This is a genomic window from Pseudomonas sp. RL_105y_Pfl2_101 (assembly GCF_963970585.1).
In the GTDB taxonomy this organism is placed as follows: domain Bacteria; phylum Pseudomonadota; class Gammaproteobacteria; order Pseudomonadales; family Pseudomonadaceae; genus Aquipseudomonas.
On the sequence record NZ_CAXAPG010000037.1, the window covers coordinates 12,027 to 36,729 of the forward strand.

Sequence of the window (24,703 nt, forward strand, 5' to 3'; positions counted from 1 at the left end):
TCCGGCGATTCTCAGTAGCCGGTCATTTCCAGGTAACCGGTGCCGCCCTGGCTGCCACCCAGTCGCACCGGCCCTTCCCAATAGGGAATGCGCAGGTCCATCCAGGCATTGGGATTCAGTGCGTGAAGGGTGATGTCGAGTTGCTTGCTGGGGACCTTGATGGCCCAGCCTATCGGCATCGAGCGCCCAGCGACCTTGGCGGTGTCCTGGGGCACGAGGCTGATTTGCCCGGCGTGCAGGGTTTGCGCTTGGCCCTGGGCGTCGATCCAGGTGCCCGTGAGGTACGGCGCGCCGTCCTTGTGGCGCATGCGGTAGAGCATCAGGTGCTCGCCGGTGTCCAGATGCAGGGAAAACCAGTCCCAGCCGGTCTGGTTTGCGGTCAGGGGCTGGCTGCTCCATTCGCGGTCGAGCCAGGCCGGGCCACTGACCGCGTAACGCTGGCCATCGATTTCCAATTCACCGCTGGCCTGGAAGAACGGCTGGCTGTAGTAGTACGACGCCTGCCCCTGTTCGGATTTCTGGCTGAAACCTTGATCGCCCTGCAACACCAACGGCCGGCTCGACGTCAGCCGCAATGCATAGCTGAAGCGTGGGTCGCGCGCCTTCAATTGCATGTCCGCCAACGGCTCGGCCGCTAAAGCCTGGGTACTGAATTGCCAGTCGTCGATCCAGGCACTGAAGGGCGCCGTCTGCACCCCGGCCTGGCCCGTCCCGCCTCGCGCGTAACGCTCGGCGGCATGGTGCACGGTGGCGGACGTAACCGCAGCGTGACCGAGCCAGATGGTCTGGTTGCGCCAGCCGCTGACCTGGGGGGCGGCATTCAAGGCGCTGCGAAACAGCGTCCATTGCACGCCAAACTCATGCCCCAGGGCATCCTTGAGATTGGCGGTGACGTACCACCACTCGATGCGAAAACCTTCATGAGGGCCATGGTCGGCGGGGAAACTGAATACCCGCCCAGGCACGACCGGCGTGAACGCAACAGCCCGGTCGCCGAGGCCGGCAAAGCCCCCTTGCGTTGGCACTGAGTCATCGCAACCACTGAGCAACGCCAGTAGCAACACGCCAACTTTAATCTTCATGGGCAAAGGTCCTCAGCAAATCCGCCGGTTGCGTGCGGTACAACGCATACAGCGGCCAGGCCGATGCCAGGAGCGTGGCGAGCATCGCCAGGGCCAGCAACTGCACCAATTGCAACGGGAACACCCGCAACGGCAGGCGCCAACCGAAGGCCTGCACGTTGATCACCGTGTCCAGGCACCAGGCCAGGGCGATGCCCAGCGGCAACGCCAGGACCAAGGTCAGCAGTGCCAGCAGCCAGGTCTGGCCGAGGTTGAGCAGCATCAACTGCCGACGCGTCACCCCCAGCGCCCACAGCGGCGCCAACTGGCCGAGGCGACTCTGGCTCTGGGTCAGCAGGCTGATGAACAACGCCACTCCGGCCACCGCCAGGGTCAGGCTGTTGAGGGCGGCGGTAGCGGCGAAGGTGCGTTCGAACACCTGGGTCGACCAGCCCTTGAGCCGGGCCTGGTCGACGATGCGGCTGTCGTCCAGGCTGAACCGGCCTTGCAAGGCTGTCAGTAGCGCCGGTATCGCGGGCGGTTCGATGCGCAGGTTGAAACGGTTCGGCGTCAGGTTCGGCCAGTACGCCAACAAGTGCTCGGCGTTGACCAGCACATGGCCCTTGGGATTGCCGTAGTCGGCATAGATTCCGACGATGCGCAGTGCCCATGGCCCCTGCGGCGTCGGCAGGGTCAACTGATCGCCGATACTCACCTTGAGGCGTCGGGCCAGTTGTTCGCTGAGCATGAGGGTGTCGGCGGCGGCCAGTTGCTCCCACGGCTTGTCGCCGGCCGACTCCAGCAGCGGCCAATGCTGTCGATAGTGGGCGTGATCGATGATGCCGTGGATCTCTGTCGGCCAGCCCTGCAACGGGATCGACACTTGCCAAAGGGGGACTACGGCAGTGATCGCCGGTTGCTGCTTGAGCCAGGCGTGCAGTTCGTCCGCCTGGGCCGGCGTTTGCGGGTTGATGTACAACTCGGCGGTCAGCCGTTGTTCGAGCCAGTTGCTGAAAGTCTGGCGGAAACCGGCGGTCATGCTGCCGGCGCCGATGTTCGCCGCCAACGCCAGCAACAAGGCCATCAACGCCAGGCTTAGCGTCGGCAATTGCTGGCGGCAATCAGCAAGAAACCATTGCCCGAGCACCGAGCGGCTGCGGCGCAACAGTCGCTTCAGCGCGCTGTTGAGCAATACCGGCAAGGCCAGCGCCGCCCCCAGCAACAAGGCGCTCATCAGGACAAAACCGCTGGCCAGGCTATCGCCCCACATCAACGCCCATGCGGCAATCAGCGCCGCCAGCGTCGCCACCCAACCCTGGCGGCGCAGCCATCGCCCATGGGCCTGATGCCAGGCCTGGGGGTTGGCCAGCGTCAACAAGGGCAGGCGCGCCGCCCGTAACAGACTGTTGGCGCCGGCCAGCAGCGCACCGAGCCAGCTCAGGCCGACACCGCTGAACCACCACCACGGGCTGAGGTTCAAGTGCCCGGCCACTTCGGCACCGTACAAACCCCGAAGGCTCGCCGCGACATCGGGCAACAACAGACTCGCCAGCCAATAGCCGCTGAGCACCCCGGCGATCCCGCCCAGCAAGGCCAACGCGCCCAATTCGATGGCCAGACTGGTGACCAGCACCCGCGCGCTGACGCCACAGGCGCGCAGGGTTCGCAACAGACTGCGGCGTTGCTCCAGGGCCAGGCCGATGGCCGCGTGAACGATGAACAGCCCTACCACGAAGGATAAAACCCCCAAGGCGTCGAGGTTCAGGTGAAAACTTTCGGTCAGGCGCGACAGGTTGTTTTCTTCATCGGCGTGCTTGAGTTGCAGGCGACCGTTGAACGCCTCCGGCAACGCGGCGCTGAACGTGGCGGACAACAGCAGCCGCGACAGTTGCTCCGGCAACCCGAGTACCTGTTGGGCAAAACCGATGTCCATCAACAGCACGCCCGGCGCCATGTCCTCCTGGGCATGCAGCGGTGGTAGGGATTGCCCATCGACGCTCTGGGGTTGGTCACCCTCGATCAACCCCAAGGCTTGCAAGGTTTGCGGGGCGATCCAGGTGCGACCGGGATCGGTAAAGAACGCCACTACCTCGCTCATCTCCCGCGCCTGCCCCGCCAGTGCGGCACCGGGCGGCAGCGACACCGGGTCGATGCCCATCAGTTGCAGGCGCTGATCCTCGTGGTCCTTGAGCGCCACCCGGGCCTGCAACACTGGCGACACCGGCCAGCCCTGGCGCCGCAGTTCGACAAACCATTGCTGAGGGAAAGTGCCGCCACCGGGTGCACTAAGGCTGGCCTGGGGTTCGCCGCCGATCAGTTGGCTGGCCCGGGCGTAGCTGTCCCGGGCCTGACTGTTCAATGCTTGCACGCCAGTGAGCAGACTGGTGGCCAGCCACAGGCCAGTCAGCACACTGAAAAATTGCACCGGGTGCTGGCGCCAATGGCTGAGCAGGGCCTTGAGGGTCTGGCGAAAAATCATCACCCTTGGGCCACTTGCGCCAACTGCCCGCCGTGCAACACCACGCGCTGGGCCAGGCGAGCCGCCACCCGTGGACTGTGGGTCACCATCAGCAGGCTGGTGGGGCTGCCCTCCAGCAGTTCCAGCAGCAGTTGCAGCACTTCGTCGCTGGTGGCTTCGTCGAGGCTGCCGGTGGGTTCATCGGCCAGCAACAAGGGCGGTCGCGAGGCCAGCGCCCGACCCAGCGCCACCCGCTGTTGCTGGCCGCCGGACAGTTGCTCGGGATAACGCCGCAACAGCGCTGAAAGCCCGAGCCGCTGCACCAGATGGGCTTGCCAAGCCGCGTCATAACGGCCGCACAGACGCGCCTGGAACGCCAGGTTGTCCTCCACCGACAAGCTGCTGATGAGGTTGAACTGCTGGAACACCAAGCCGATTTCCGTACGTCGCCAATTCGCCAGCTGGCCTTCGCTCATGCCGTCGAGTCGGTATTTGCCACTGCGAATGCTGCCGCCATCGACCTTGTCCAGCCCGGCGACCAGGTGCAGCAAGGTGCTCTTGCCACTGCCCGACTCTCCCATCAGCGCCAGGCTGCTGCCGGGCATCAGCGTCAGGTCGATGCCTTGCAGCACCGGCAATGGGCCTTGGGGCGTGGGGTAGCTTTTATGCACTTGGCGGACTTCAAGCATGGAAAGGCTCGATGAAAGAACGTGGGGGTCAGGATAGCGGAGTTGAGGGGCGGTCCCCACCCACGGGTTTCTCATCGCTCGTCGGGTTGGGGGTGTATATCCATTTCTGCGGTAACGGCCGCTTAGCAGCAAGGGATATGTACTCAACCAACAAGAGCTCAGCGCCAGTCAATGCCCCACCGCCATCTCAACCTGGCCGGACTGCGGTGTCACGATGTCGCCCAAGTCGATGTGTTTCCAAGCCGGCTTCGCCCCCAACCGCGCATTAAAGCGATAGTTGAAAGTGAAATCATCATCGGTTGGTTGGCTCAGGGATTTCCCATAGGCCGATTCAACCCCGGCCGGGTCGTAACCCATCAACTGCAACAGCGTCGGGAAGATGTTGTAGTGGCTCGAACGATCCTTGTTCTGGGCCCAGGCATCGCGCCAATCAAGGGTGTGCAATTGGCTGCCCTGGATCACCACCAACGGCACCAACCCCTCCTCCGCCACCGGGTCACCGCCACAATGGGTGTTGAGCCCGGGGTTGCCGCGCTCGTGAAGGTCCTGGCCGTGGTCGGAGGTGTAGATCAACACGGCATGGCTCAAATCGGCCTGCTGGAAGATTCGCTTGAAGAACTCGCCGACATTCCACAGCAAGGTGTTCTGGTAAGCGTTGCGGTACAGCAACCAGTCATCTTTCTGGCCGTTGAAGCCGTCGCGGCTGCCGGTGTCGGCCACGTCCTGGAACTGCCCTCGCGGCAAGGCCGGGCGGTAGGTCATGAAATCGTCGGGGTATTTGTCGTGTACGGGGAAATGCGCTCCCATCTTGTTGATCACCACCAGTTCGGCCTGGTTGTCACCCAGCAGCTCGATCAACTTCGCCGCAGCCGCCATGTCGCGGTCGCGCACGCTGGCCTGGTCGAATTGGACGAATTCGTCGATGTCCTGTTTTTCCAGCTCAGTCATCAGGTTCTGCAGGTAGCCACCGGTGCGCTGGGCGTCGATGTAGACGGTACGCAACCCCGCTTTTTTAGCATATTGCCAGATCGACGGCCGGGTGCTGTTGATCCGTATGTAGTCGGCGCGCGTACCGCCATAGCGCAGGGTCACGTTGGTGTCGGCGCTGCAATTGGCGATGGAGGCGGCATAGCCGAAGTTGAAAATATCCACGCCCTCAGGCGGCGTCTTCAGGCTGGTGTGCACGCCGAATGGCGCGTTGATATCCAGATAATTTCCGCCAATACTTTCGTCGATGATCAGCACGATATCCTGCTCGATCACAGACGATCGTCGCACCAGGGTGACCGGCTCCCGAGGGCCGACGGTGTTGTCCAAGGACTCGTAGGCAAACAGATTCAAATAGGCCAACGGCGTGTACATCACCGGCAGGCCCCGCGCGCCCTCGCCCGCCCGCATGAACAACACGCCACTGAGCAACAACACACCCAGCACGGGCGCCGCCATTGGCAGGTAGCCAGGCAACCGCACCGACCTTTGAGGCTTGAGCGCGATGCCGAACAACAGCAGCAAGCCACTGATCACCGCGCTGATAATCACCTCGCGGTACTGGTAGGCCGCCTCCTGGATAAATCCCCCTGAGTACACCAGCGAAACAAACTGGCTATAGGTCAGGTAACTGTCCGTGACCCGGGTGTATACCTCGAAAAACACCGCTGAAACAAACATCACCAAGGCAAATACATGCCTCACCAGGGTCTGGCGAATGTAGGCGCTCATCCACAGCGCCAGCACCAGCACCGCGAACATGGCGCCAAACAGCAACGTTGCGAACCCCAGGCCTAACGCGTTCAGACGGTCGAGGTAATAGTCGTACCCCTTGAGCAGGTACAGAACCAGCAGCAATTCCTTGAGGTAGCGGAGCATGTTTTCCTCGACCCGATCGCCGTGTCAAAAGCACTTCATTCCTGCACGTTAGCAGCCGCTTTTCAAAGCGCAAGAAATGCTTCCCCCCTCAACGCGTCAAAAAAAAGTTACCCCAAAAATGACACGTAACCACGTCGAGAAATGTAAAAATCTATGGGTTACTACCGTTCATCGATTTGTAAAAAACCCATTAATCCCAACAAAACAGCCACTTTGCTAAGGCAGTCAAGGACTTGATATCAAAATGCCCGACATCACTTGAATTACCAACACTGACAACTGTCATTTTGCTGACACGCTTTTCTGAGGCTGCGCTATACCCCTCTAAACAGTTTCATCCGAGTTACATCATTCGGTCTGCGAGGCACGCCAAAGATGGACGTAAGTGTATTTGGTACGGGGTATGTCGGATTGATCCAGGCGGCCGCAATGGCCGACGTTGGACACCGCGTTTTGTGCATCGATATCGACCCGAACAAAATCCGACAACTGCAGCAAGCCGTACCGACCATCAGCGAGCCCGGGCTGTCCACTTTGCTCGAAGACAACATCAAGGCCGGACGCTTGTCGTTCAGTTCCCAGGGCAGCGATGCAGTCAACCATGGCGAGCTGATTTTCATCGCCGTCGGTACCCCTGCCGATGAAGACGGCTCGGCAGACCTGAGCCATGTGCTGGCCGTCACCCGGCAAATCGCCGACTTCATGGACAGCGACCGCACGCTGGTCATCAAGTCCACGGTGCCGGTGGGCACGGCCGACAAGGTGGCTGAATGCGCCCGCCAGGCATTGGCGCGGCGGGGCCTGAAACAACTGAACATGCGCGTGGTGTCCAACCCCGAGTTTCTCAAGGAAGGCAGCGCCCTGGCCGATTGCATGCGCCCGGACCGGATCATCGTCGGCACCGCCGACCCGCTGGCTCGCGACCAGATGACGGAGCTCTACGCGCCTTTTTGCCGCAACCACGAAAAACTGATGTTCATGGACAACCGCAGCGCCGAACTGACCAAGTACGCCGCCAATGCCATGCTCGCCACCCGCATCAGCTTCATGAACGAACTGGCCAACCTCACCGAACGGCTGGGCGCCGACATCGAAGCGGTGCGCAAAGGCATCGGCTCGGACCCGCGCATCGGTTATCACTTCATCTACCCCGGTTGCGGTTTTGGCGGTTCGTGCTTTCCCAAGGACCTGCGGGCCTTGTTGCACACCGCCGAACAAAGCGGCATGCCGCTGCGCCTGCTGCGCAGCGTCACCGACGTCAACGACAGCCAGCGGCACATCCTCTTCGAGAAACTGGCGAAGCAATTCCAGGATGGCCTGGCCGGTAAGTCGATTGCCATCTGGGGGCTGGCGTTCAAGCCCAACACCGATGACATGCGCGAAGCCCCCAGCCGTTATCTGATGGAGGCGCTGTGGCGCGAAGGCGCACGTGTCCAGGCCTATGACCCGGAAGCCATGTCCGAGTGCCGTCGCCTCTATGGCTATCGCAAGGACCTGAACCTCTGTGCGACCCGCGACGACACCCTGGAAGACGCCGACGCCCTGGTGATCTGCACCGAATGGAAGAATTTTCGCGTGGTGGACTTCGACCTGCTGGCCAGCAAGTTGCGCGCCCGGGTGATCATTGATGGCCGCAATCTGTACAACCCCGAACACCTGGCCGCCGCCGGGCTGTTGTATCGCGGTATCGGGCTGCGGCACACCGTGCCAGGCACCCCGGCACCAGGGCCACAAGCGTGAACATCCTGGTCACCGGCGCGGCCGGTTTCATCGGCGCCCACGTCGTGCTGCGACTGCTGCGCGACGGCCATCGGGTGTGCGGGCTGGACAATTTCAACGACTACTACGACCCGCAGCTCAAGCACGACCGTGTGACCTGGGTAAACGACCAGGCCGGCGAATTTCCCCTGGCGCGGATCGACCTGGCCGACACACCCGCCATCGATGAACTGTTCCAGGCCCGGCGCCCGGACGTCGTGATTCACCTTGCCGCCCAGGCCGGCGTGCGCTACTCCCTGGAAAACCCGCAGGCCTATGTCGACAGCAACATCACCGGGTTCCTGAGCATTTTGGAAAGCTGCCGTCGCTATCCGGTCAAGCACCTGATCTACGCCTCCTCAAGCTCGGTATACGGTGCCAACCCGCGCACGCCTTATTCGGTTCAGGACAACGTCGACCATCCGCTGTCACTGTACGCGGCCAGCAAAAAAGCCAACGAACTGATGGCCCACAGCTACAGCCACCTGTTCGGCATCCCCTGCACCGGCCTGCGCTTCTTCACGGTGTACGGCCCTTGGGGCCGGCCAGACATGTCGCCGATCCAGTTTGCCCGCGCCATCGCCGAAGACCGCGTGCTGCAGCTGTTCAATTACGGCGAGCACCAACGCGATTTCACCTACATCGACGACATCGTCGAAAGCATCGCGCGCCTGATCGAGCATGCGCCCCCGGTCACGCCACTGTTGGATCACGCACAACCGGACCCAGCCAGCAGCCGCGCGCCCTGGCGGATCTACAACATCGGCGGGCAGCACCCGGTGGCGCTGCGCACCTATGTCGCGCTGCTGGAAAAACACCTGGGACGAACCGCCCGCATCGAACTGCTGCCCCTGCAAGCGGGGGATGTGCTCAACACCTGCGCCGATGCCAGCGACCTGGCACGGGCCACCGGCTTCAAGCCGTGTATCGAACTGGACGACGGCCTGGGTCGTTTCATCCAGTGGTTCCTCGATTACTACGCAGTACCCATCGCCCATACGCCGTTCGCGGCTGAAGTTCAGCGGAGGAGTCTATGACCCGACATGAGCAAGTCATCGAGATCAACGCCCCGGGACGCGACAAGCGTGTCGACCCTGATCACCGCAGGCGCCTGGACGCGGCCATCCACCGCCAGGGCCGTGGCTGGTTGACCGGTCGCGACGGCGGCCGGCCCTGGACCGTCTCACGCACCAACCGCGTAGTGGCCTGCCTCGGCGCACTGGCGATCCTGCTGCTGCTATTCCCGCTGCTGCTGAGCGTGGCGCTGCTGGTCAAGTTTTCCAGCCCCGGCCCCGTGCTGTTCGTGCAAAAGCGCACCGGTTATCGCGGCCGGGTCTTCGGCATGTACAAGTTCCGCACCATGGTCGCCGACGCCGAGGCTCTCAAGGAGTCGCTGCGCCACCTCAACAAACACGGCGCCGATGCCATCGACTTCAAGATCGACAACGATCCGCGCATCACGCCCATCGGCCGGTTCCTGCGACGCAGCAGCCTCGACGAACTGCCGAACCTGATCAATGTAGTGACCGGCGACATGCGCCTGGTGGGCCCGCGGCCGACCTCGTTCAACGCCTATCGCTACAAGGACAACCATCTTGTGCGCCTGAGCATCTACCCCGGCATGACCGGCCTTTGGCAGATATCCGGGCGCAGCAATATCGACTTCGACCAGCGTGTGGAATTGGACCTCAGCTATATCGCTGAACAAAGCCTGTGGCTGGACTTGAAGATCCTGATGATTACCCCCTTCAAAGTTTTCAGCGGCCACGGAGCGAGTTAAATGGACGGTTCAACCAATATCCTGACCATAGCAAGCCCGAGCGAGACCAACCTGACCTCGACCGTGCTCGACCCTTCCCTGCGGATCCTGCTCTTGACGGCCGCCAACACCGGCACCGGCACCAGCACCAGCGCGATGGCGCTGGCCGCTCAACTGGCGCAGATGAGCAGCGGTCGCGTACTGCTGGTGGATGCCAGCCAGTCACCGCGCAACCTCAGCCAGCAACTGTCGTTGCACAAGGAGCGCGGTTTCACCGATCTGTTGTTCAACAGCCTCGCCCCGCCCTTGTTGCAGGACTGCGTGGTGCAGACGTCCAGCCTGCCCTTCGACCTGCTGCCCCAGGGGCGCTTGGGCCGTAATGCCGAACGCTTGAGCCCCGAGCGACTGCGCCCACTGTTCAGGCAACTGGCGGCGCAATACCGCTTTGTGGTGATCGACGCCGACGCGGTGTATTCGGCCAGCGACACCCTGGTGCTCAGCACCCAGGTAGACGGCGTGGTGCTGGTGGTGCGTGGTGAAGAGACCCGCTGGGAAGTGGCCCAGGCCGCCCACCAACGCCTGTCCCAAGCCGGCGCGAAAGTGGTGGGCAGCGTGTTCAATCGCCGCAAGTACTACATGCCCAAGTGGCTCTACAACAACCTGTAAGCCTGCAAAAGGATGACGAGATGAACGCCAGAATGCTTGTCCTGCTGTTGCTGCCGCTTGCCGGTTGCTCCAGCAATACCGATACCCGATCGATGCCGGTGCAGATCCTCACGGCCGCGCCGGCCAACGCCCAGGCCACCGACATGCCCAAGGTCGAGCAAACCTTGAGGCCCCAGGATGTGTTGGACGTGATTTTTCACATCGACACGACCTCGTCCCAGGCTTATCGAGTACAGCCGGGCGACCAGGTTGCCCTGAACTTCACCGCCGCCAGCCAGCTCAACGGCACGCAACAGGTGATGCCCGACGGCAGTATCGAACTGCCAGGGGCCAACACCTCGGTAAAAATCGCCGGTCTGACCACCGACGAAGCCCGCCTGGCGGTGCAACGTGCCTATGACCAGAAAATGCTGTTCCAGCCCAATCGCAACCAATTGACGGTGCTGGTGACCAGCCCACTGTCCAGCGAGACGCATCTGCGCAACACCTTGACCCACCCGGGCACCGGCATGAGCCGGGAGATCATCGTGGGCCGGGATGGTTATGCCAGCTTCCCGGAAATCGGCGCGGTGCCGTTGCAGGGCATGACCGTGACCCAACTGGAGACCTTCCTCAACGAGCGCTATGCCCAATTGCCAGGCCACATGACCGTCGATGTGCTGCTCAAGTCCACCGCCGGCAACGAGATCTACGTCCTCGGCGAAGTGGCCCAGCCCGGTTCCTACCCGATCCGCCGGCCGATCTCGGTCCTCGAGGCCTTGACCCTGGCCCGGGGCACAAACGTCAAGGCAAGGCTCGACTCGGTGGTGATCATGCGGCGCACCGGCAACCAGGTCGAAGCCCGCCACTATGACGTGGAGAAAGCCCTGAGCGGTGACGCCTCGCAGATCGCCTACCTGCAACCGGAAGACATGCTTTACGTGCCCAAGACCAAACTTGCCAGCGCCGGTGAACTGGCCAGGCAACTGGCTGACGTGGTGCTGTTCCAGGGCGTGGGGTTCAGCTTCGGCTACCGCGTCGACAACAAAGGCAGCGACAACTGAAACTCAGGTGACCGATCATGAACCCCAAGGAAAACTATCTGCATGAGTTCTTCAGGATCTTCTTCGCCAACAAGCAGTGGGTGAAGCGCGTCTTCCTGATTTTCGCCGTGATCGCCCTGGTGCTGCCGTTGATGCTCAAGCAGAGCTTCGATATCACCGCCCAGGTGATCGTCCAGTCGAAAAAACTCTCCCAGGGCGACGCCACCACGTCGCTGAACCAGGAGAACGCAACCTTCATCCCGCCGTCCCTGGCGGACATGGAAACCGAGAGCAATATCCTGCGCTCGCCCGCGTTGATCCGGCAGACCATCAGCACCCTGCATGACCAGGGCGAATACACCCCAAGCCCCGGCATTTTCAACAAATGGGTGAGCGAACCACTCAAGCGCTACATCACCCAGCCCCTGCGCGAGTACGTCATCAACCCGCTGCGCGATGGCCTGGGGCTAGAGGTCGATCCGGTGCGCGACACAACGCTCGATACACTGACCGACAAGGCCATCGAAAACCTGAAGATCGAGACCCTGCCTGGCTCCAACGTCATCTCCATCGTCTACAGTTTCGGCGACCCGGCCCAGGGCACCCGGTTCGTGGCGCAACTGCTGCAGAACTACCTCAGCAGCCGCCAGGAGCTGCAATCGATCGAACTGCCGCAGACGTTCTATGAACAGAAGAAAACCCAATACCAGACCCGTCTCGACGGTCTGGAAGGCACCCGGTTGGGGCTGCTTGAAAACATCGGTTCATCCGACCCCAAGGAAGAAATCACCTTCCGCCTGAACGCCATCAATACCGAAGAACAGGCCCTGAACCTGTACCAGGATCGCCTGCTGCAAAGCCAACGCTGGCTCGACTACCTCAAGACCAATCTTGCGGCGGCGAACAAATCGCGGTTCAACGACTACACCTTCCCGTTCACCTTCACCACCACCGTGGACAACATTGCCTTCGAAGACCGGGAAATCAGGCAACTGGGCGAGCAACTGACCAGCCAGGTCAGCCGCTACATGAATGACCTGGCGATCTTCCAGCCCGGCAGCGAACCGATGCTGTTGGCCCGGGAGCAGATCATCCGCACACGCCAGCAGTTCCTGAAGATAGTGAACAACCGGATCCAGGAGCGCACCACCGACCTGGCGGTGGTCAGTTCGGTGATCGATCAGAAGGTCGAGCGTATCGCCGCCTTCAAGGAGCGCATCCACCAACTCCAGGAAACCCAGAGCAAGCTGCGGCAGATGGACACCGAGATCAACGCCCTGCATGCGGCGTTCTCCACCTATGCCCAGCGCTTCGCCGAAGCCAGCACCGCGCGCTCGCTGGACACCGACCTGTCCAACGCCCGAGTCCTGAGCCCACCGTTCGAACCCACCGCTGCGGCCTTTCCCAAGCCGATGTTGATCATTGCCTTCGGCATGTTCAGCGGCCTGCTGCTAGCGATTGCCCTGGTCTATGTACGTGAGTTCTTCGACCATCGCTTCAAGCATCCAGCGCAAATCACCCAGCAACTGGATGTGCCGGTGCTGTTGGTGATCAACGAGCAGTCCCCCGACCAGATCAACCCCCACCGTAACTGGAGCCTGCCCAGCCTTGTCCATTGGGTGCGAAATTGAACGCGCCGTTCGGCCCGACCCGCCACAGCAGCCCCCTGTCGATCATTCATCTGCTCGACAGCGGCGGCTTCTACGGGGCCGAGCGGATGCTGCTCGATCATTGCCTGGCAACGCCCGGACAGCACCAGGTGCTGTTCCTGGCGGCACCGCCGACCTTGATCACGCGTTTTCGCCAGGCCGGGGTCGATTGCCGTCATTGCGCCAGTTGGGCCGAGCTGTTGCAGCACCTGCGCCAGCGCCGGGACGAGCAACCGCTGCTCAACACCCACAACTTCAAGGGGTTGTTGTTCGGCTGGTCCGCCGCCACGCTGCTGCGCCTGCCGCTGGTGATCACTCAACATGGCTTCACACCGCGCAGTCCCAAACAGCGCTTCTATACCTGGCTGAGCCTGCAACTGTGCCGCACCGCCTCGGTCAAGCGGGTCGTCTGCGTGGCCGAGAGCATTGCCACGTTGCATCGCCGGGCCAGCGTGCGGGCGGAAAAACTCGATGTCATCCCCAATGGCCTGCCAGCACCCAGCACGCCATTGGCCCATCGCGCCGACAAACAACGCTGGCGGGTCGGCTACGTCGGCCGCTTGAGCAGCGAGAAAGGCCCGGACCTGTTCCTCGACGCCATGATCCCGCTGTGCCAGAAGCATTCATCGCTGCACGCGGTGATGCTCGGCGACGGCCCGGAACGCCAGGCGCTGCTCAAGCGCATCACCGATGCCGGACTGCCCACGCGTATCGAATTACCGGGTTACCAGACCGACATGAACGCCTGGTGGAGTCGCCTCGACGCCCTGGTGATCAGCTCGCGCACCGAAGGCACCCCGATGATTCTGCTCGAAGCCATGCAGGCCGGCGTGCCGGTGGTGGCGTTCGGCGTTGGCGGCATTCCCGACGTGCTACAGGACCGTCACAACGGCCTGCTCGCAGCACCGACCGACAGCGCGGAACTGGCGGCGCAGATCGAAACGTTGTTCAGCGAACCGCCTCTGGCGCAGATCCTGGCCGACAACGCACGCCGCACCCAACGGGACTGCTACGACCTGCGCACGTTGGCCGAACGCTGGTCGCAGCTTTACATCCGCACGGCACGGGAGGCTCGCTCATGATTGTCCCGCTCTCGATCGTCAGCCTGCTGGGCCTTGTGTGCCTGGCGTTGCTGGCCAGCCCTTATCCGTTCCTGGCACCGGGCGCTGTGCTCGGCCTGGTCGGTGTCGCCGTACTGTACCGCAAGCCCGGCTGGGGTTTGCTGGGCATTGCCGCCCTGGTGCCGTTCGAAGGCCTGTTCAAGGACAACGCCTTTTCCGGCAGCAAGTTCCTTGGCTTGGCGCTGATCATGATCCTGATGTTGCAGTTGGCCTTGCGCCAGATTCCCAGGACGCGCCTGCGCAGCAATATCTGGCGGCCGCTGATCGGTTTCATGGTGCTCTATGGCCTGAGCCTGCTGTTGTCGGAAAACATGGGCCTGTCCACGCCCCATTTTCGCGAGCTGACGGTGGGGCTGATCCTGTTCGTCATCACCCTGCTGATCGGTCGTGGATTGAACCTGGAGCTGTTCTGTCGCCTGGTGACCTTGAGCGTCACCACCACTTGCGTGCTGGCGATGTTTTCGACCCGGTACCAGGATCAGGGCCGTGCGTCCGGCCTGCTGGAAGACCCGAACTCCTTTGCTCTGTTGATTGCCTTTACCGTACCGCTGGCGCTGCTGTTGGTGCTGCGCAGCTCGAACCTGCTTTACCGGTTGTTCTGGGGCGGCTGTTTCATCCTGCTGCTGGGCGGCATGACCAAGACCGAATCGCGCTCAGGGCTGGTGGTGTTGATGCTCAGCCTGATGATCGGGCTCTATCACTACCGCGCGCAGTTACCACGCATCCGCCCACGGCACTTGGGCTTCGCCATGCTTGGGCTGGCATTGCTGATTCCCTTGGCAATCGCCGTGATGCCGGCCGGCTATGTCGCGCGCATCCAGTCGCTGAGCATCCTCAGTGCCGGCGCCAGCGCCCACCAGGATGAATCCCTGGGCCGCCGCGCCTCGTACATCATCGTCGGCAGCCAGATGATCCGCGAAAATCCGATACTCGGCTCAGGCCCCGGGACCTTTCCCCTGCACTACGCCCCCACCGGCTATGCCAAGGCATTCTCGGCCAATCGCAAGCTGGGAGACCTTTATCGCCGGGCCCATAACACTTACTTGGAAATCTTCAGCGAAATCGGCGTCCCCGGCGGGCTGATGTTCGTCGGCATGATCGGCCTTGGCCTGTACAACCTGCTGCGCGCCCGCCAACGCTGGTTGCATCGGCGGGACTGGGCGCAGGCGGACCTGCTGACGCACCTGGGTATGAGTTTCCTCTCGCTGGCGTTGTTTCTGATGTTCCTCAGTGCGCCGAACCACAAATTGCTGTGGATCATGCTCGCCCTCACCAGTGTGTTGCGCTACGACGCCGAGCAGGCCGCGCCACAGGAGGCTCGCCCATGAGCTGCGTCAGCATTGTCATCCCGATGTACAACGAAGCCCGACACATCGGTCGTACGCTGCAAGCCGCGCAGGAAGCCGCCCGCCAGGCAGGCCTCGGATGTGAATTGATCGTGGTGGACAACGGCTCCGACGACCACGGCCCGCGCATCGCCAACGAGTTGGGGGCACGGGTGTTGATCGTGCCAGGCGTGCACATCGGCGCCCTGCGCAACCGCGGTGCTGCGCTCGCCAGCGGTGACTGGCTGGCGTTCATCGACGCCGACATCGAGATGCCGGCCGACTGGCTCAAGCTGTTGCTGGAGCTCGAAGGCCACCAGGGCGACGTACTCGGCCTGGACCTCGACACGCCCCGGCAGGCGCCGTGGTTCGCCGAAGCCTGGCAGCGCCGCAGCCAACGTCCCGGGTCACGTCTCCTGCATCGGGTGCACTGGCTGCCCAGTGCCAATCTGTTGATGCGCCGCCGTTGGTTCGACCGGGTCGGTGGCTTCGACGAAACCCTGCGCACCGGCGAAGACAAGGATTTCTCCTTGCGCCTGCGCCAGACCGACGCGCAATTGCTGCTGGTCAAGGAAAGCGTCGCCCTGCACTGGGGCTACGAAGGCAGCTGGCGCGAGTGGATGCGCAAGGAGCTGTGGCGTCAGGGCAGTCATCTGCAATTGCTTCGCAGCCATGGCCCGAGCCTGCGCCTGCTGCGCTTCCCGGCGCTGTCCGTTGGCGCCTGGGGCTTGGACCTGCTGGCAGTGCTCGCGGTGCTCCAGGGGCAGTTGCACCTGGCGCTGACGCTGTTGCTGGTCACCGCCCTGCCGCCCTTGTTCCTGAGCCTGCGCCAGAGCCGGCGTGATCCGCGCCTGAGCTTGCAATTGTGGGCCTTGCACTGGGTGCGCCTGCACCTGACCGGCGCCGCACTGCTGCTTAACCTGTGTCATTGGAATACCAGGAGACCTGCCCGTGGCTGAATTCATTTACTGGTCGTGCCTGTTGCTGCCGGTGTACGCCTACCTCGGTTATCCCTTGCTGCTGAGCCTGCTGGCGCCACTGTTTCCGCGGCGTCGCTATGGCAAGGCGTTGCCGATGGACGTGAGCATTGTCATTGCCGCCCACAACGAGGCGCGGCACATCGAGGAGAAGTTGCGCTGCTTGCTGACCCAGGATTATCGGGCCCATTCGCTGCAAATCATCCTCGCCAGCGACGGCTCCACCGACGACACAGTGGCCTGCGCACGCAAGGTGATCGATCCGCGCATCAGCGTGCTCGACCTCCCGCGCCAGGGCAAGGCCGCCGCCCTCAATACCGGTGTCGCCCACAGCAGCGGCGACATCCTGGTATTTACCGACGCCGATAACCAATGGGCCAGCGACACCCTCAGCCATCTGTTGGCGCCCTTGGGCGATCCGGAAGTCGGCGCCTGTGCCGGGCACATGGAAATCCCGGTGCCGGGCAAGGGCCTGAGCCTGGGCGACAGCCTGTATCGCCATTACGAAGGCTGGCTGCGGCGGGTGGAGAGCCGCACCGGTTGCATGGTCTCGGCCGACGGCGCCCTGTTGGCCCTGCGCCGGGTGTTGTTTCAACCGATACCGGCCCAGGTCAACGACGATTTTTTCCTCAGCACCTGCGCGCCGGCCGCCGGCAAGTCCATCGTCTACGCCCCCCTGGCCCGGGTGACCGACCAGGGCGTGGACGAAGCCGACAAGCAGTTTCGTCGGCGCCAGCGGGTCACCGTTGGCGGGTTGCAGAGCCTGGCCCAGCGCCGGGAACTGCTCAACCCGCTGCGTCACGGCCTCTATGCCATCGGGCTGATCAGCCACAAGTTGATCCGCCGCCTCGCGCCGGTGCTGCTGTTACCCCTGTTGCTGAGCAACGTCTGGCTGTGGAACGAGCATCCGTTCTATCGCCTGAGCCTGGTGGCGCAATTGCTCGGTTACGCCATGGCGCTGATCGGCTTGATGGACGCGCGCCACCGCTTGCCCCGGCCCTTTCGCCTGGCCGCATTCGTACTGGTGACGCTGGCGGGCATGAGCATCGGGCTCTGGCAGTTCCTGCGGGGCCAGCGCTACAGCCAGTGGAACCCCGAACAGAACCGCTGAGGAGAAGGGCCGATGTCGATCAAACAAGTCTTCAAGCGCACCGGCGGCTGGCTGTACCTGAACACGTCCCTGGGCCGCCACCCGCTGCGTGGCGCCGGCGTGATCCTGATGCTCCATCGCGTGTTGAACAACGACCGCGCCGCCGAATTGCCCCATCGCAACGAGCTGTGCGTGGGGCCCGAAGCGTTTGAACATTTGCTGATCTGGCTGCAACGGCATTTCGAGTGCGTGCCGCTGATGACCTTGTTGCTGGCCGATCCTGAAAACGTTCCGAACCGTCCGCGGGTGGCCCTGACCTTCGACGACGGTTGGCGCGACAACGCCATGAATGCCTTTCCGTTGCTGCGTCAATACCAGGTGCCAGCGAGTATTTTCCTCTCCACCGATTTCATCGGCAGTCGCCAGCACTTCTGGTGGGAAAGCATCGGCGAAACCCTCTGGGGCAGCCATGGCCAGGTGGCGCGGCATTCGTTGATCGAGCATTTGCAGCACGTTGGTCGACCGCTGCCGGTGATGCTCGATGACATCGATGACGAGCGCCGCAGCCTGGCGCTGATGCACTACCTGCAAAGCCTCAAGAGCCTCGATGCTGGGACCTTGAGCGACCTCAGCGAAGCCTGCCCCCAGGGCTCCCAACCCCAGGCTCTGGACTGGCCTCAGGTGCGCATGCTCGAAGATTCCGGGCTGATCCGCTTCGGCCCCCATGGCGCCAGTCACGCGATCCTGACCGGGCTGGATGACCAGCGCCTGCACGAAGAGCTGACGCGCAGTTGGATCGCCCTGGAAAACGGCTGCGCCCAACCCTTGCCGGTATATTGCTACCCCAACGGCGACCACGATGCCCGGGTGCGCCAACAGGTGGCGGCCCATGGTTTTGCCTTCGCCCTCGGCACCGAGGCGGGGCTGTATCGCAACGACGGCGACCCGTTGAACGTGCCGCGTTTCGGCGTCAGCCAACTCAATGCCCATCACCCTGAATTACTGGCCTGGCGCATTCGCCGAGGGGCACGCCCATGAGCCGCGCACATTACCTCAAGCACTTGGCGCTGAGCATGGGCACACGCCTGGCGATGATCGGCCTGCGCCTGCTGCGCAATGTGCTGCTGGCACGGATTCTCGGGCCCAGCGAACGTGGGTTGTTTGCGTTGCTCAGCACCCTGCCGGACCTGATCAGCGCCGCCACCAGCGGTGGCCTGAATTCTGCCGTGGGTTATCAGGCAGCGCAGCAACGCTCGATGGGGCTGTTGCTCAGCCAGGTGCTGGTCTTCGGCTGCCTGCTAGCCGGGCTACTGACCTTGCTGGTGGTGGCGCTGGTGCGCGAGTTCGGCGGCGAGCTGGACATCGCCACGCAATTGGGATTGCTCGCCTGGCTGTTGTTGCTGGCCGTGCCGTTGACCGTGCTCAAGAGCGGCCTGCTGACACTGCACAACGCCTCGGGTGGCGTGGGTGCCTTCAATGCCTTGCGCCTGATGGAATCCCTGGCGCCGCTGCTGCTGTTTGTCACGCTGTTCTGGATGTGGAAAGACGCCGCCCTGGAAGCGGCGCTAATCAGTTGGCTGGCGGGCCTGAGTCTGGTGGCGCTGGCCGGTTGGGTGTGGTTGCGCCGCGATCATGTGGTCACCCTGCGCTGGGATCGCACCCATCAGAACGAACTGTTGCGCTACGGCGCCCGCAGCCATCCGGACCTGCTGTTCCAGCAAGTGCTGCTGCGCTCGGACTTCCTGTTCATCGGTGCCCTGCTGGGCAGCACGGCGCTGGGACACTACGCCATGGCCAGCGCTGCCGCCGAACTGCTGCTGATCGTGCCGGAAGCCGTCACCACGCCGCTGATGAAACGCCTGTTGCAACAGGACAGCGACATGCAGCGCCTGACCCCCCTGGCCCTGCGCCTGACCGCCACGGTGATGCTCGGCGCCTGCCTGAGCATGGCACTGATCGGCCAATGGCTGATCGTCACCTTGTTTGGCGCGGCCTACCAGCCGGCTTATCCGGCCTTGCTGGCGCTCCTGCCGGGGCTGTTCGGGCTGTGCTATGCGAGCATCCTGCGCCTGGATCTGCTAGGCAAGAACCGACCCGGCACGGTTTCGCTGCTGATGGGCGTGGGCGCTCTGCTGAACCTGGCGCTGAACCTGATCCTGATCCCCCTCTACGGCATCGTCGGGGCCGCCGCCGCGTCTTCAATCGCCTACCTGAGCGTGACCGTGGCGCTACTGGCCATGTACTGCCGCCTCAGCGGCGTGGCGGTGTGGCAGACACTGATCATCCTGCCCAGCGACTTGCTGCCGATGCGCAAAATGCTGCTCGGGAAATCGGCATGAGTGCGGTTGCCAGCCAAACCACCCTCGCGAGCAAGCTCGCTCCCTCAGGGGGTGGTAATGCCCTTGCTGGAGCGGTGGGTCGGCTTGCAGTGAGAGTGGCTGCTGGCCTGTGCCTCTGGGGCCTGGCCTTTTGGGCTCATGGCGCGGCGATGCAATGGACCGGTATCCGCGACGGCAGCCTGTACCTGCAGACCGACCGCCCCGCTTACGTGACCGTGCGTTGGGTGCCGGCCTGGCAGGCCGATGCCAATACAGAACACCTGTACCTGCTCAACGGCCAGGGGCGCCTAGTGGGCGAACGTTTGATCAAGGCGACCCAGGCGCGTGGCGAGCAGCAGTGGCCTTTGTTGCCGGGGGCGGCCAGCTATCGGCTGGAAATTCCCGGCTACAGTTTTCGCCGCTACACCGTCGAGCACGATGCCCGTACCCGGGCGTTGTTCGCCCCGGCCAAGGTGCATTTCAACGCCGAAAGCCACGACGGCGATGAGTTGTATTTCAAGGTCGCACCCGGCGAACAGGCCGTGCTGGCGGGCAAGTTCCACGGCGGCGTGCGCAGCCTGCAAGCCCGGCGCATCGCCGATGGCAAACAGGTACGGTTGCACCTCAAGCCATACCCGGCCTATTGGCAGTTCGATCAAGTCGCCCTGCCCGTCGCCAATGTCGAGCAAACCTGGCGCCTGCAATTGCAGGGCAACGGCAAGGCGGCGTTCTGGCTGGACGGCACCGCGAACCTGTTCGCCCAGGACGCCGAGCATCTGCAGCCGCTGCGCCAGGACCCGGGGCAAACGCGCCTGAAACTCTATGGCGATGTCCTGGGAACAACCCCGAAACTGGGGGTATACCTGCCCTACGTCATGCCCCCACCATCGGCCTACCCGGTGATCGAAGCCCTCAAGCCCCAGGCCGCCAGCTATTACAGCCTGGTCGACATCACCGCTAGCAAGCCGGACTATGAAAATCAGTTCCGGCGCCTGTACCAGGACCGCTTCGGCATCACCCGGGACATCACCCTGCTGGCCGGCAGCGCACGCAAAGCTGACTTGCGAGCCGACCGCGTCAGCAACAGCGGCTTGCAGGCCTGGCTCAAATCGACCCGCGCCTTGGGCGGCAACGGTATCCATTACCTCAGTTTCGCCGATGAACCGAACCTCAACTACCCGGATTTCGCCAGCTACCAGCAGGTGTTCGAGAGCATGGCCAATCAGGTTCGCGCCATCCCCGCCAACGCCCGCGCGGGGGTGCGCATTGCCATACCGGCCAGCTCGCGATTGACCAATGGTCCTATGGCGGAAAACGCCGCGGACCGGCGCGGCATTGATTGGGCGCGGCGCTTGCTCGCCAAATACAGTGACCAGATCGACGCCCTGGCCTGGCATGAATGGATGGTCCGCGACCTGCTGGCGACCCGGGTCTATCGCAACAGCGTGCGCCAGGCCGCCGACCTGGTGGGCCTGGATACCACTGGCCGGCCGCGCAAGGCCTTGTTGCTGGACCAGACCAACATGTCCAGCGGCTCGAGCCTGAGCCCCTACGATCAGGAAACTCACTACGCCGCCCTCTGGTGGACATCCGTGGTGATCAACGCCTCTGCCGACGGCCTGCTGGACATGCTCAATTGGTTCATGCTCGCCGACGAACCGGAGTACCCAAAAGGCATGGTTCGAGTGCTGGACAGCCAGCGCTTCGAACTCAAGCCAGTGGGCCTGGCCCAGCAGTTCATCCAAAAGCATTGGCTCACCCAAGTGCTGCGCCTGGATAACGACGCCTTCGAAGTCGACGTGCTGGCCATGGCCACCGACGCCAGACGCAGCCTGCTGGGCGTGAACAAAAGCACGCGCCCGCAACAGGTCAGCCTGGACGGCGCGCCCTGCCCCCAGGCCAAAGCCGAGCTGGTGTATTTCGGCCCCGACAACCATAGCCGCAGCGCCCCGTTCAACTGCGAGGCCGGGCAGATCCGCTTTCTCCTGCCAGGGGAAACCCTGTTTGCCCTGAGCTGGACCGCACCCTCTTCCCCCCAACCCGCCACCCGTCAGGAGGCACCATGAACGCTCTGCAGAAATTGCGTGATCGCATCCAGAAAAAAGGCCTGCGCGCCGTCCTCAAACAGCTATTCAGGCGCTATGTGTATTTCCACTCACAACTGGTGTGGATGGAACGCGACCTGGTCTCCCCGATACGGCCGCACAACCTCAAACCGTATCGACCGGTGCGCCAGGAATTCATTACCGCAGAAAACGTCGACGCCTTTGCCACCCATTTTGGTGACCGCGTCGAGACCATGCGCGAGCTGGCCACCGAAGGTCACACCGGATTGATGTATCTGGACGACCAGGGCGACACCGTCAGCTTCATATGGGGCAGTACACGGGATTACTTTGACCGCCATTTCTATGGCTGCTGGTTCCCGGTCAAGCCTGGCGAGTTCTTCGAATTCGGGGGGGAAATGATCCGGGCCTACTGGGGCAGCCAAATGTCGGTGGATGTGCAATTGAATCTATGGAAAGTCATGGCGGACAAGGGCTGCGACAAAGTCGTCGATGTGTGTGACCTGCGCAACATCCCAGCGGTCAAGCTGCACCTGCGCATGGACTACCAGGAGCGCGGCCAGATCACCCATGTGCACTGCTTGTTCGGTCGCTGGCGGTTTTTCCGCGATACGTTTTACACAGGCTCGGTACTGGACGCCTTTCGTAAACCGGCCCGGTCGGCTCCATCGACTGCGACGGCCTGATGGCCATGGCGATCCGGCTCCAATGGTGTCGCTCCCTGGGCGCTGAGGACTTTCCCATAGCCGCTTATGAACAGCTGCGAGCCCAAGTGCCCGACGCTACGCCTTTCAACACCCTGGCCTGGCTGCAAGCGGCGGAATTCGCCCTGCTGCCAGACCAGCAGTTGCACGTGTTGCTGGGCTGGCAAGACCAGACGCTATGCCTGTGCCTGCCTCTGGTATCGGCGCGTGAGCGCATCGGCGGTCTGCGGTTCCGGGTGTTGCGTCACCTGGGTTATCCATTGGCCGATCGCATCGCCTTGCTGGTACGCCTGGACGCCGAAGGCATGGGGCAGGCGCTGATACAGATCCGCCAGCACCTGCCCCACGCGTTACTACAATTGAATGAGGTGGTCGAACCGGTCGGTGAAGAAAGCGTCCTCAGTGCCTGGATGGCGCTGAGTTCCACCGGAGAACGACGCCTGAGTTGCCGGGTTCCGGTGCACCTGATCAGCGACAGCGACCACCAGGAAATCTCTGGCAACCCACGCTACAAGCTACGACGGGCACGCAAGCGGATCACCGCCTGCGGTGCCGAGATCCGCCGGGTGAAACCGGATGCCATCAGCATGGGGCAACTGTTGCGCAACATCGCCGATGTCGAGGCGGCCAGCTGGAAAGGCGAGGAAGGTGTCGGCATCTTCGCCGACCCCAGGCGCCGACAATGGATGAACCTCGCCTTCACCGCCCTCGCCGCCCAGGGCCTGGTGCGCGTGGTGATGCTGGAGCTGAACGGCGAATGCATCAGCTATCGCCTCGGTTTGCTGGATCAGGGGCGGCTGTATGACTACAACCTGGCGTTCCTGCCGCAGCACGCTGATCTGGGCAGCGGCCGGGTCTTGCTCGAAGAGTGGATCCGCTGGGGGCTGGACGAAAACTGGCGCTGGATCGATGCATCACGAGTCAGCCTGGAGAACTCCAGCCATCAGTTACATGAACGCATGACCGGCCAACTGGAACACTGGCGCTGGAGTTTTTATTCATGGCAACCCGGGGGCTTGCTCCTGGGATTTGCCTTGCGGCTATGGAAAAGCTTGAAACCATGGTTTGGCAAGCGCCAAAGCAAACCAACCGCGACGACGGCATCGTCCTCCCCCAAGCACCAGGAGAACACCAATGCCTCGTCAAGTGATCGTCAACGCTGACGACTTCGGGCTCAGCCTCAGTGAAAACGCGCTGATCCTGCGCGCCTTCGAGACCGGCGTCATCAGCTCGGCCACGGCCATGGCCAACATGCCAGGTTTCGAGCAGGCGTGTGAACTGGCTCGGCAACCGTTGCTCAAAGGCCACGTTGGCCTGCACTTCAACCTCAGCTACGGCCCGCCGTTGGGCCGGGCGATCACCTCGCGAGCGCTTTTTTGCGACGCCAATGGCCAGTTCGACCTGAACCTGTCGCGTTATTGCCTGCGCCTGGGTTCAAAGGATTTGGCGGCGGTGGAAGATGAACTGCAGACGCAATGGCAATGTTGCCTGGACCACGGCCTGCGTCCCAGTCATCTCGATTCCCATCAACATGTGCACAACATCTGGCCCATCGGCGAATTGGTGGCCCGCTTCGCCGCCCGGCAGCGCGTGCCCATGCGCCTGGCGCGCAACCTGGGGGCCAACTTGAACCTGCCCAAGCGCCTCTTCAAGACCCTGCTCAACCGGCGCATGCGCAGCCTGTGCGGTGCGACAGCCGACTATGTCTGCACCCCAGCCGACCTGGACCACGCCGCGCCACCGGCACATGGCTCGCTTGAGGTCATCGTGCATCCGCTGCAACTGGACGGAGACTTTGGCGATGCTAGCCTGATGCCAGGAGAGTCGTTGACCCAGGTCCTGCACAAACGCCTGGCGGGCGTTCCCAAGGTCGCGTATGACCGGACCACGCGGGTGTTGACGCTGCTTGAGTATGAGGATGCGCACTGATGTATCGCCCGTAAACGCTGCATAGGCGCTGCGTAGGAGCTGCGTAGGAGCTGTCGAGTGAAACGAGGCTGCGATCCTTCCACAGCCCATTGAGTCAAAAGCGAAAGATCAAGATCAAAAGATCGCAGGCTTCGCCAGCTCCTACGGGTTCCGGCGCGAGCGTCCCCCTCGCCACGGTCATTCGAAATCCCTGCACCGCTTTCGGAGAATCTGCTACAAGGCATCTTCTGTTTCGAGTAGTGAAT

20 protein-coding genes are annotated in these 24,703 nt (G+C 62.8%); 16 read left to right on the forward strand and 4 right to left on the reverse strand.

What is annotated here, in order from left to right; genetic code table 11:
- Nucleotides 1-11 precede the first annotated feature (11 nt).
- The 4 genes from AACY31_RS25320 to AACY31_RS25335 all read right to left on the reverse strand — a co-directional run bounded on the left by AACY31_RS25320 (nucleotide 12) and on the right by AACY31_RS25335 (nucleotide 6,074).
- Nucleotides 12-1,082 (reverse strand): lipocalin-like domain-containing protein, encoded by a 1,071-nt coding sequence (locus AACY31_RS25320; protein WP_339477025.1) that lies wholly within the window; start codon nucleotides 1,080-1,082, stop codon nucleotides 12-14.
- Nucleotides 1,072-3,543, reverse strand: coding sequence for an ABC transporter permease (locus tag AACY31_RS25325; RefSeq protein WP_339477022.1), 2,472 nt, complete (start codon nucleotides 3,541-3,543; stop codon nucleotides 1,072-1,074). The genes AACY31_RS25320 and AACY31_RS25325 overlap by 11 nt, the downstream gene beginning before the upstream one ends.
- A complete protein-coding gene (locus AACY31_RS25330) occupies nucleotides 3,540-4,208 on the reverse strand; it encodes an ABC transporter ATP-binding protein (RefSeq protein WP_339477020.1) in 669 nt (222 codons plus the stop codon). The genes AACY31_RS25325 and AACY31_RS25330 overlap by 4 nt, the downstream gene beginning before the upstream one ends.
- Nucleotides 4,209-4,376: 168 nt before the next feature.
- Nucleotides 4,377-6,074 carry a sulfatase-like hydrolase/transferase gene (locus AACY31_RS25335; RefSeq protein WP_339492326.1) on the reverse strand — a complete coding sequence of 566 codons (1,698 nt, stop codon included), beginning with the start codon at nucleotides 6,072-6,074 and terminating at the stop codon, nucleotides 4,377-4,379.
- 375 nt (nucleotides 6,075-6,449) lie between these two features.
- On the opposite strand from AACY31_RS25335, the gene AACY31_RS25340 reads away from it, so the two are divergent.
- From AACY31_RS25340 to AACY31_RS25415, 16 genes are all read left to right on the forward strand, one after another.
- Complete coding sequence (locus AACY31_RS25340) at nucleotides 6,450-7,814, forward strand: UDP-glucose dehydrogenase family protein (RefSeq protein WP_339477016.1); 1,365 nt, start codon at nucleotides 6,450-6,452, stop codon at nucleotides 7,812-7,814.
- Nucleotides 7,811-8,869 carry an NAD-dependent epimerase gene (locus AACY31_RS25345; protein WP_339477015.1) on the forward strand — a complete coding sequence of 353 codons (1,059 nt, stop codon included), beginning with the start codon at nucleotides 7,811-7,813 and terminating at the stop codon, nucleotides 8,867-8,869. Before AACY31_RS25340 ends, AACY31_RS25345 begins: the two co-directional genes overlap by 4 nt.
- The gene (locus AACY31_RS25350) at nucleotides 8,866-9,612 is read left to right on the forward strand and encodes a sugar transferase (RefSeq protein WP_339477013.1); all 747 of its coding nucleotides are present in this window, start codon (nucleotides 8,866-8,868) and stop codon (nucleotides 9,610-9,612) included. Before AACY31_RS25345 ends, AACY31_RS25350 begins: the two co-directional genes overlap by 4 nt.
- A complete protein-coding gene (locus tag AACY31_RS25355) occupies nucleotides 9,613-10,257 on the forward strand; it encodes a CpsD/CapB family tyrosine-protein kinase (RefSeq protein ID WP_339477010.1) in 645 nt (214 codons plus the stop codon).
- 20 nt (nucleotides 10,258-10,277) lie between these two features.
- Entirely contained in the window at nucleotides 10,278-11,300 is a 1,023-nt protein-coding gene (locus AACY31_RS25360) for a polysaccharide biosynthesis/export family protein (RefSeq protein ID WP_339477008.1), read from the forward strand.
- 17 nt (nucleotides 11,301-11,317) lie between these two features.
- Entirely contained in the window at nucleotides 11,318-12,910 is a 1,593-nt protein-coding gene (locus tag AACY31_RS25365; RefSeq protein ID WP_339477005.1) for a GumC family protein, read from the forward strand.
- Nucleotides 12,907-14,010, forward strand: a complete 1,104-nt coding sequence (locus AACY31_RS25370; RefSeq protein WP_339477003.1) for a glycosyltransferase family 4 protein — start codon at nucleotides 12,907-12,909, stop codon at nucleotides 14,008-14,010. Before AACY31_RS25365 ends, AACY31_RS25370 begins: the two co-directional genes overlap by 4 nt.
- Nucleotides 14,007-15,377: an O-antigen ligase family protein gene (locus tag AACY31_RS25375; RefSeq protein WP_339505269.1), complete on the forward strand. Its 1,371-nt coding sequence runs from the start codon at nucleotides 14,007-14,009 to the stop codon at nucleotides 15,375-15,377. Before AACY31_RS25370 ends, AACY31_RS25375 begins: the two co-directional genes overlap by 4 nt.
- Nucleotides 15,374-16,333 (forward strand): glycosyltransferase, encoded by a 960-nt coding sequence (locus AACY31_RS25380; RefSeq protein ID WP_339505270.1) that lies wholly within the window; start codon nucleotides 15,374-15,376, stop codon nucleotides 16,331-16,333. The genes AACY31_RS25375 and AACY31_RS25380 overlap by 4 nt, the downstream gene beginning before the upstream one ends.
- Nucleotides 16,326-17,462 (forward strand): glycosyltransferase, encoded by a 1,137-nt coding sequence (locus AACY31_RS25385; RefSeq protein ID WP_339492323.1) that lies wholly within the window; start codon nucleotides 16,326-16,328, stop codon nucleotides 17,460-17,462. Before AACY31_RS25380 ends, AACY31_RS25385 begins: the two co-directional genes overlap by 8 nt.
- Nucleotides 17,463-17,474: 12 nt before the next feature.
- A complete protein-coding gene (locus AACY31_RS25390) occupies nucleotides 17,475-18,479 on the forward strand; it encodes a polysaccharide deacetylase family protein (RefSeq protein WP_339476993.1) in 1,005 nt (334 codons plus the stop codon).
- On the forward strand, nucleotides 18,476-19,780 hold the full coding sequence (locus AACY31_RS25395; RefSeq protein WP_339476990.1) for a lipopolysaccharide biosynthesis protein: 1,305 nt from the start codon (nucleotides 18,476-18,478) through the stop codon (nucleotides 19,778-19,780). Before AACY31_RS25390 ends, AACY31_RS25395 begins: the two co-directional genes overlap by 4 nt.
- 149 nt (nucleotides 19,781-19,929) lie before the next feature.
- Nucleotides 19,930-21,825, forward strand: coding sequence for a hypothetical protein (locus tag AACY31_RS25400; RefSeq protein ID WP_339476987.1), 1,896 nt, complete (start codon nucleotides 19,930-19,932; stop codon nucleotides 21,823-21,825).
- The gene (locus AACY31_RS25405; protein ID WP_339476984.1) at nucleotides 21,822-22,511 is read left to right on the forward strand and encodes an N-acetyltransferase; all 690 of its coding nucleotides are present in this window, start codon (nucleotides 21,822-21,824) and stop codon (nucleotides 22,509-22,511) included. Before AACY31_RS25400 ends, AACY31_RS25405 begins: the two co-directional genes overlap by 4 nt.
- Before the next feature lie 5 nt (nucleotides 22,512-22,516).
- On the forward strand, nucleotides 22,517-23,692 hold the full coding sequence (locus AACY31_RS25410) for a GNAT family N-acetyltransferase (protein ID WP_339505271.1): 1,176 nt from the start codon (nucleotides 22,517-22,519) through the stop codon (nucleotides 23,690-23,692).
- The gene (locus AACY31_RS25415) at nucleotides 23,664-24,458 is read left to right on the forward strand and encodes a ChbG/HpnK family deacetylase (RefSeq protein ID WP_339476979.1); all 795 of its coding nucleotides are present in this window, start codon (nucleotides 23,664-23,666) and stop codon (nucleotides 24,456-24,458) included. The genes AACY31_RS25410 and AACY31_RS25415 overlap by 29 nt, the downstream gene beginning before the upstream one ends.
- Nucleotides 24,459-24,703 lie beyond the last annotated feature (245 nt).

Coding starts and splice junctions, on each gene's coding strand:
- AACY31_RS25360 (WP_339477008.1), top strand. CDS start 10,278: ATGAACGCCAGAATGCTTGTCCTGCTGTTGCTGCCGCTTGCCGGTTGC.
- AACY31_RS25380 (WP_339505270.1), top strand. CDS start 15,374: ATGAGCTGCGTCAGCATTGTCATCCCGATGTACAACGAAGCCCGACAC.
- AACY31_RS25355 (WP_339477010.1), top strand. CDS start 9,613: ATGGACGGTTCAACCAATATCCTGACCATAGCAAGCCCGAGCGAGACC.
- AACY31_RS25375 (WP_339505269.1), top strand. CDS start 14,007: ATGATTGTCCCGCTCTCGATCGTCAGCCTGCTGGGCCTTGTGTGCCTG.
- AACY31_RS25335 (WP_339492326.1), bottom strand. CDS start 6,074: ATGCTCCGCTACCTCAAGGAATTGCTGCTGGTTCTGTACCTGCTCAAG.
- AACY31_RS25415 (WP_339476979.1), top strand. CDS start 23,664: ATGCCTCGTCAAGTGATCGTCAACGCTGACGACTTCGGGCTCAGCCTC.
- AACY31_RS25400 (WP_339476987.1), top strand. CDS start 19,930: ATGCAATGGACCGGTATCCGCGACGGCAGCCTGTACCTGCAGACCGAC.
- AACY31_RS25395 (WP_339476990.1), top strand. CDS start 18,476: ATGAGCCGCGCACATTACCTCAAGCACTTGGCGCTGAGCATGGGCACA.
- AACY31_RS25330 (WP_339477020.1), bottom strand. CDS start 4,208: ATGCTTGAAGTCCGCCAAGTGCATAAAAGCTACCCCACGCCCCAAGGC.
- AACY31_RS25405 (WP_339476984.1), top strand. CDS start 21,822: ATGAACGCTCTGCAGAAATTGCGTGATCGCATCCAGAAAAAAGGCCTG.
- AACY31_RS25410 (WP_339505271.1), top strand. CDS start 22,517: ATGGCGATCCGGCTCCAATGGTGTCGCTCCCTGGGCGCTGAGGACTTT.
- AACY31_RS25340 (WP_339477016.1), top strand. CDS start 6,450: ATGGACGTAAGTGTATTTGGTACGGGGTATGTCGGATTGATCCAGGCG.
- AACY31_RS25350 (WP_339477013.1), top strand. CDS start 8,866: ATGACCCGACATGAGCAAGTCATCGAGATCAACGCCCCGGGACGCGAC.
- AACY31_RS25320 (WP_339477025.1), bottom strand. CDS start 1,082: ATGAAGATTAAAGTTGGCGTGTTGCTACTGGCGTTGCTCAGTGGTTGC.
- AACY31_RS25390 (WP_339476993.1), top strand. CDS start 17,475: ATGTCGATCAAACAAGTCTTCAAGCGCACCGGCGGCTGGCTGTACCTG.
- AACY31_RS25365 (WP_339477005.1), top strand. CDS start 11,318: ATGAACCCCAAGGAAAACTATCTGCATGAGTTCTTCAGGATCTTCTTC.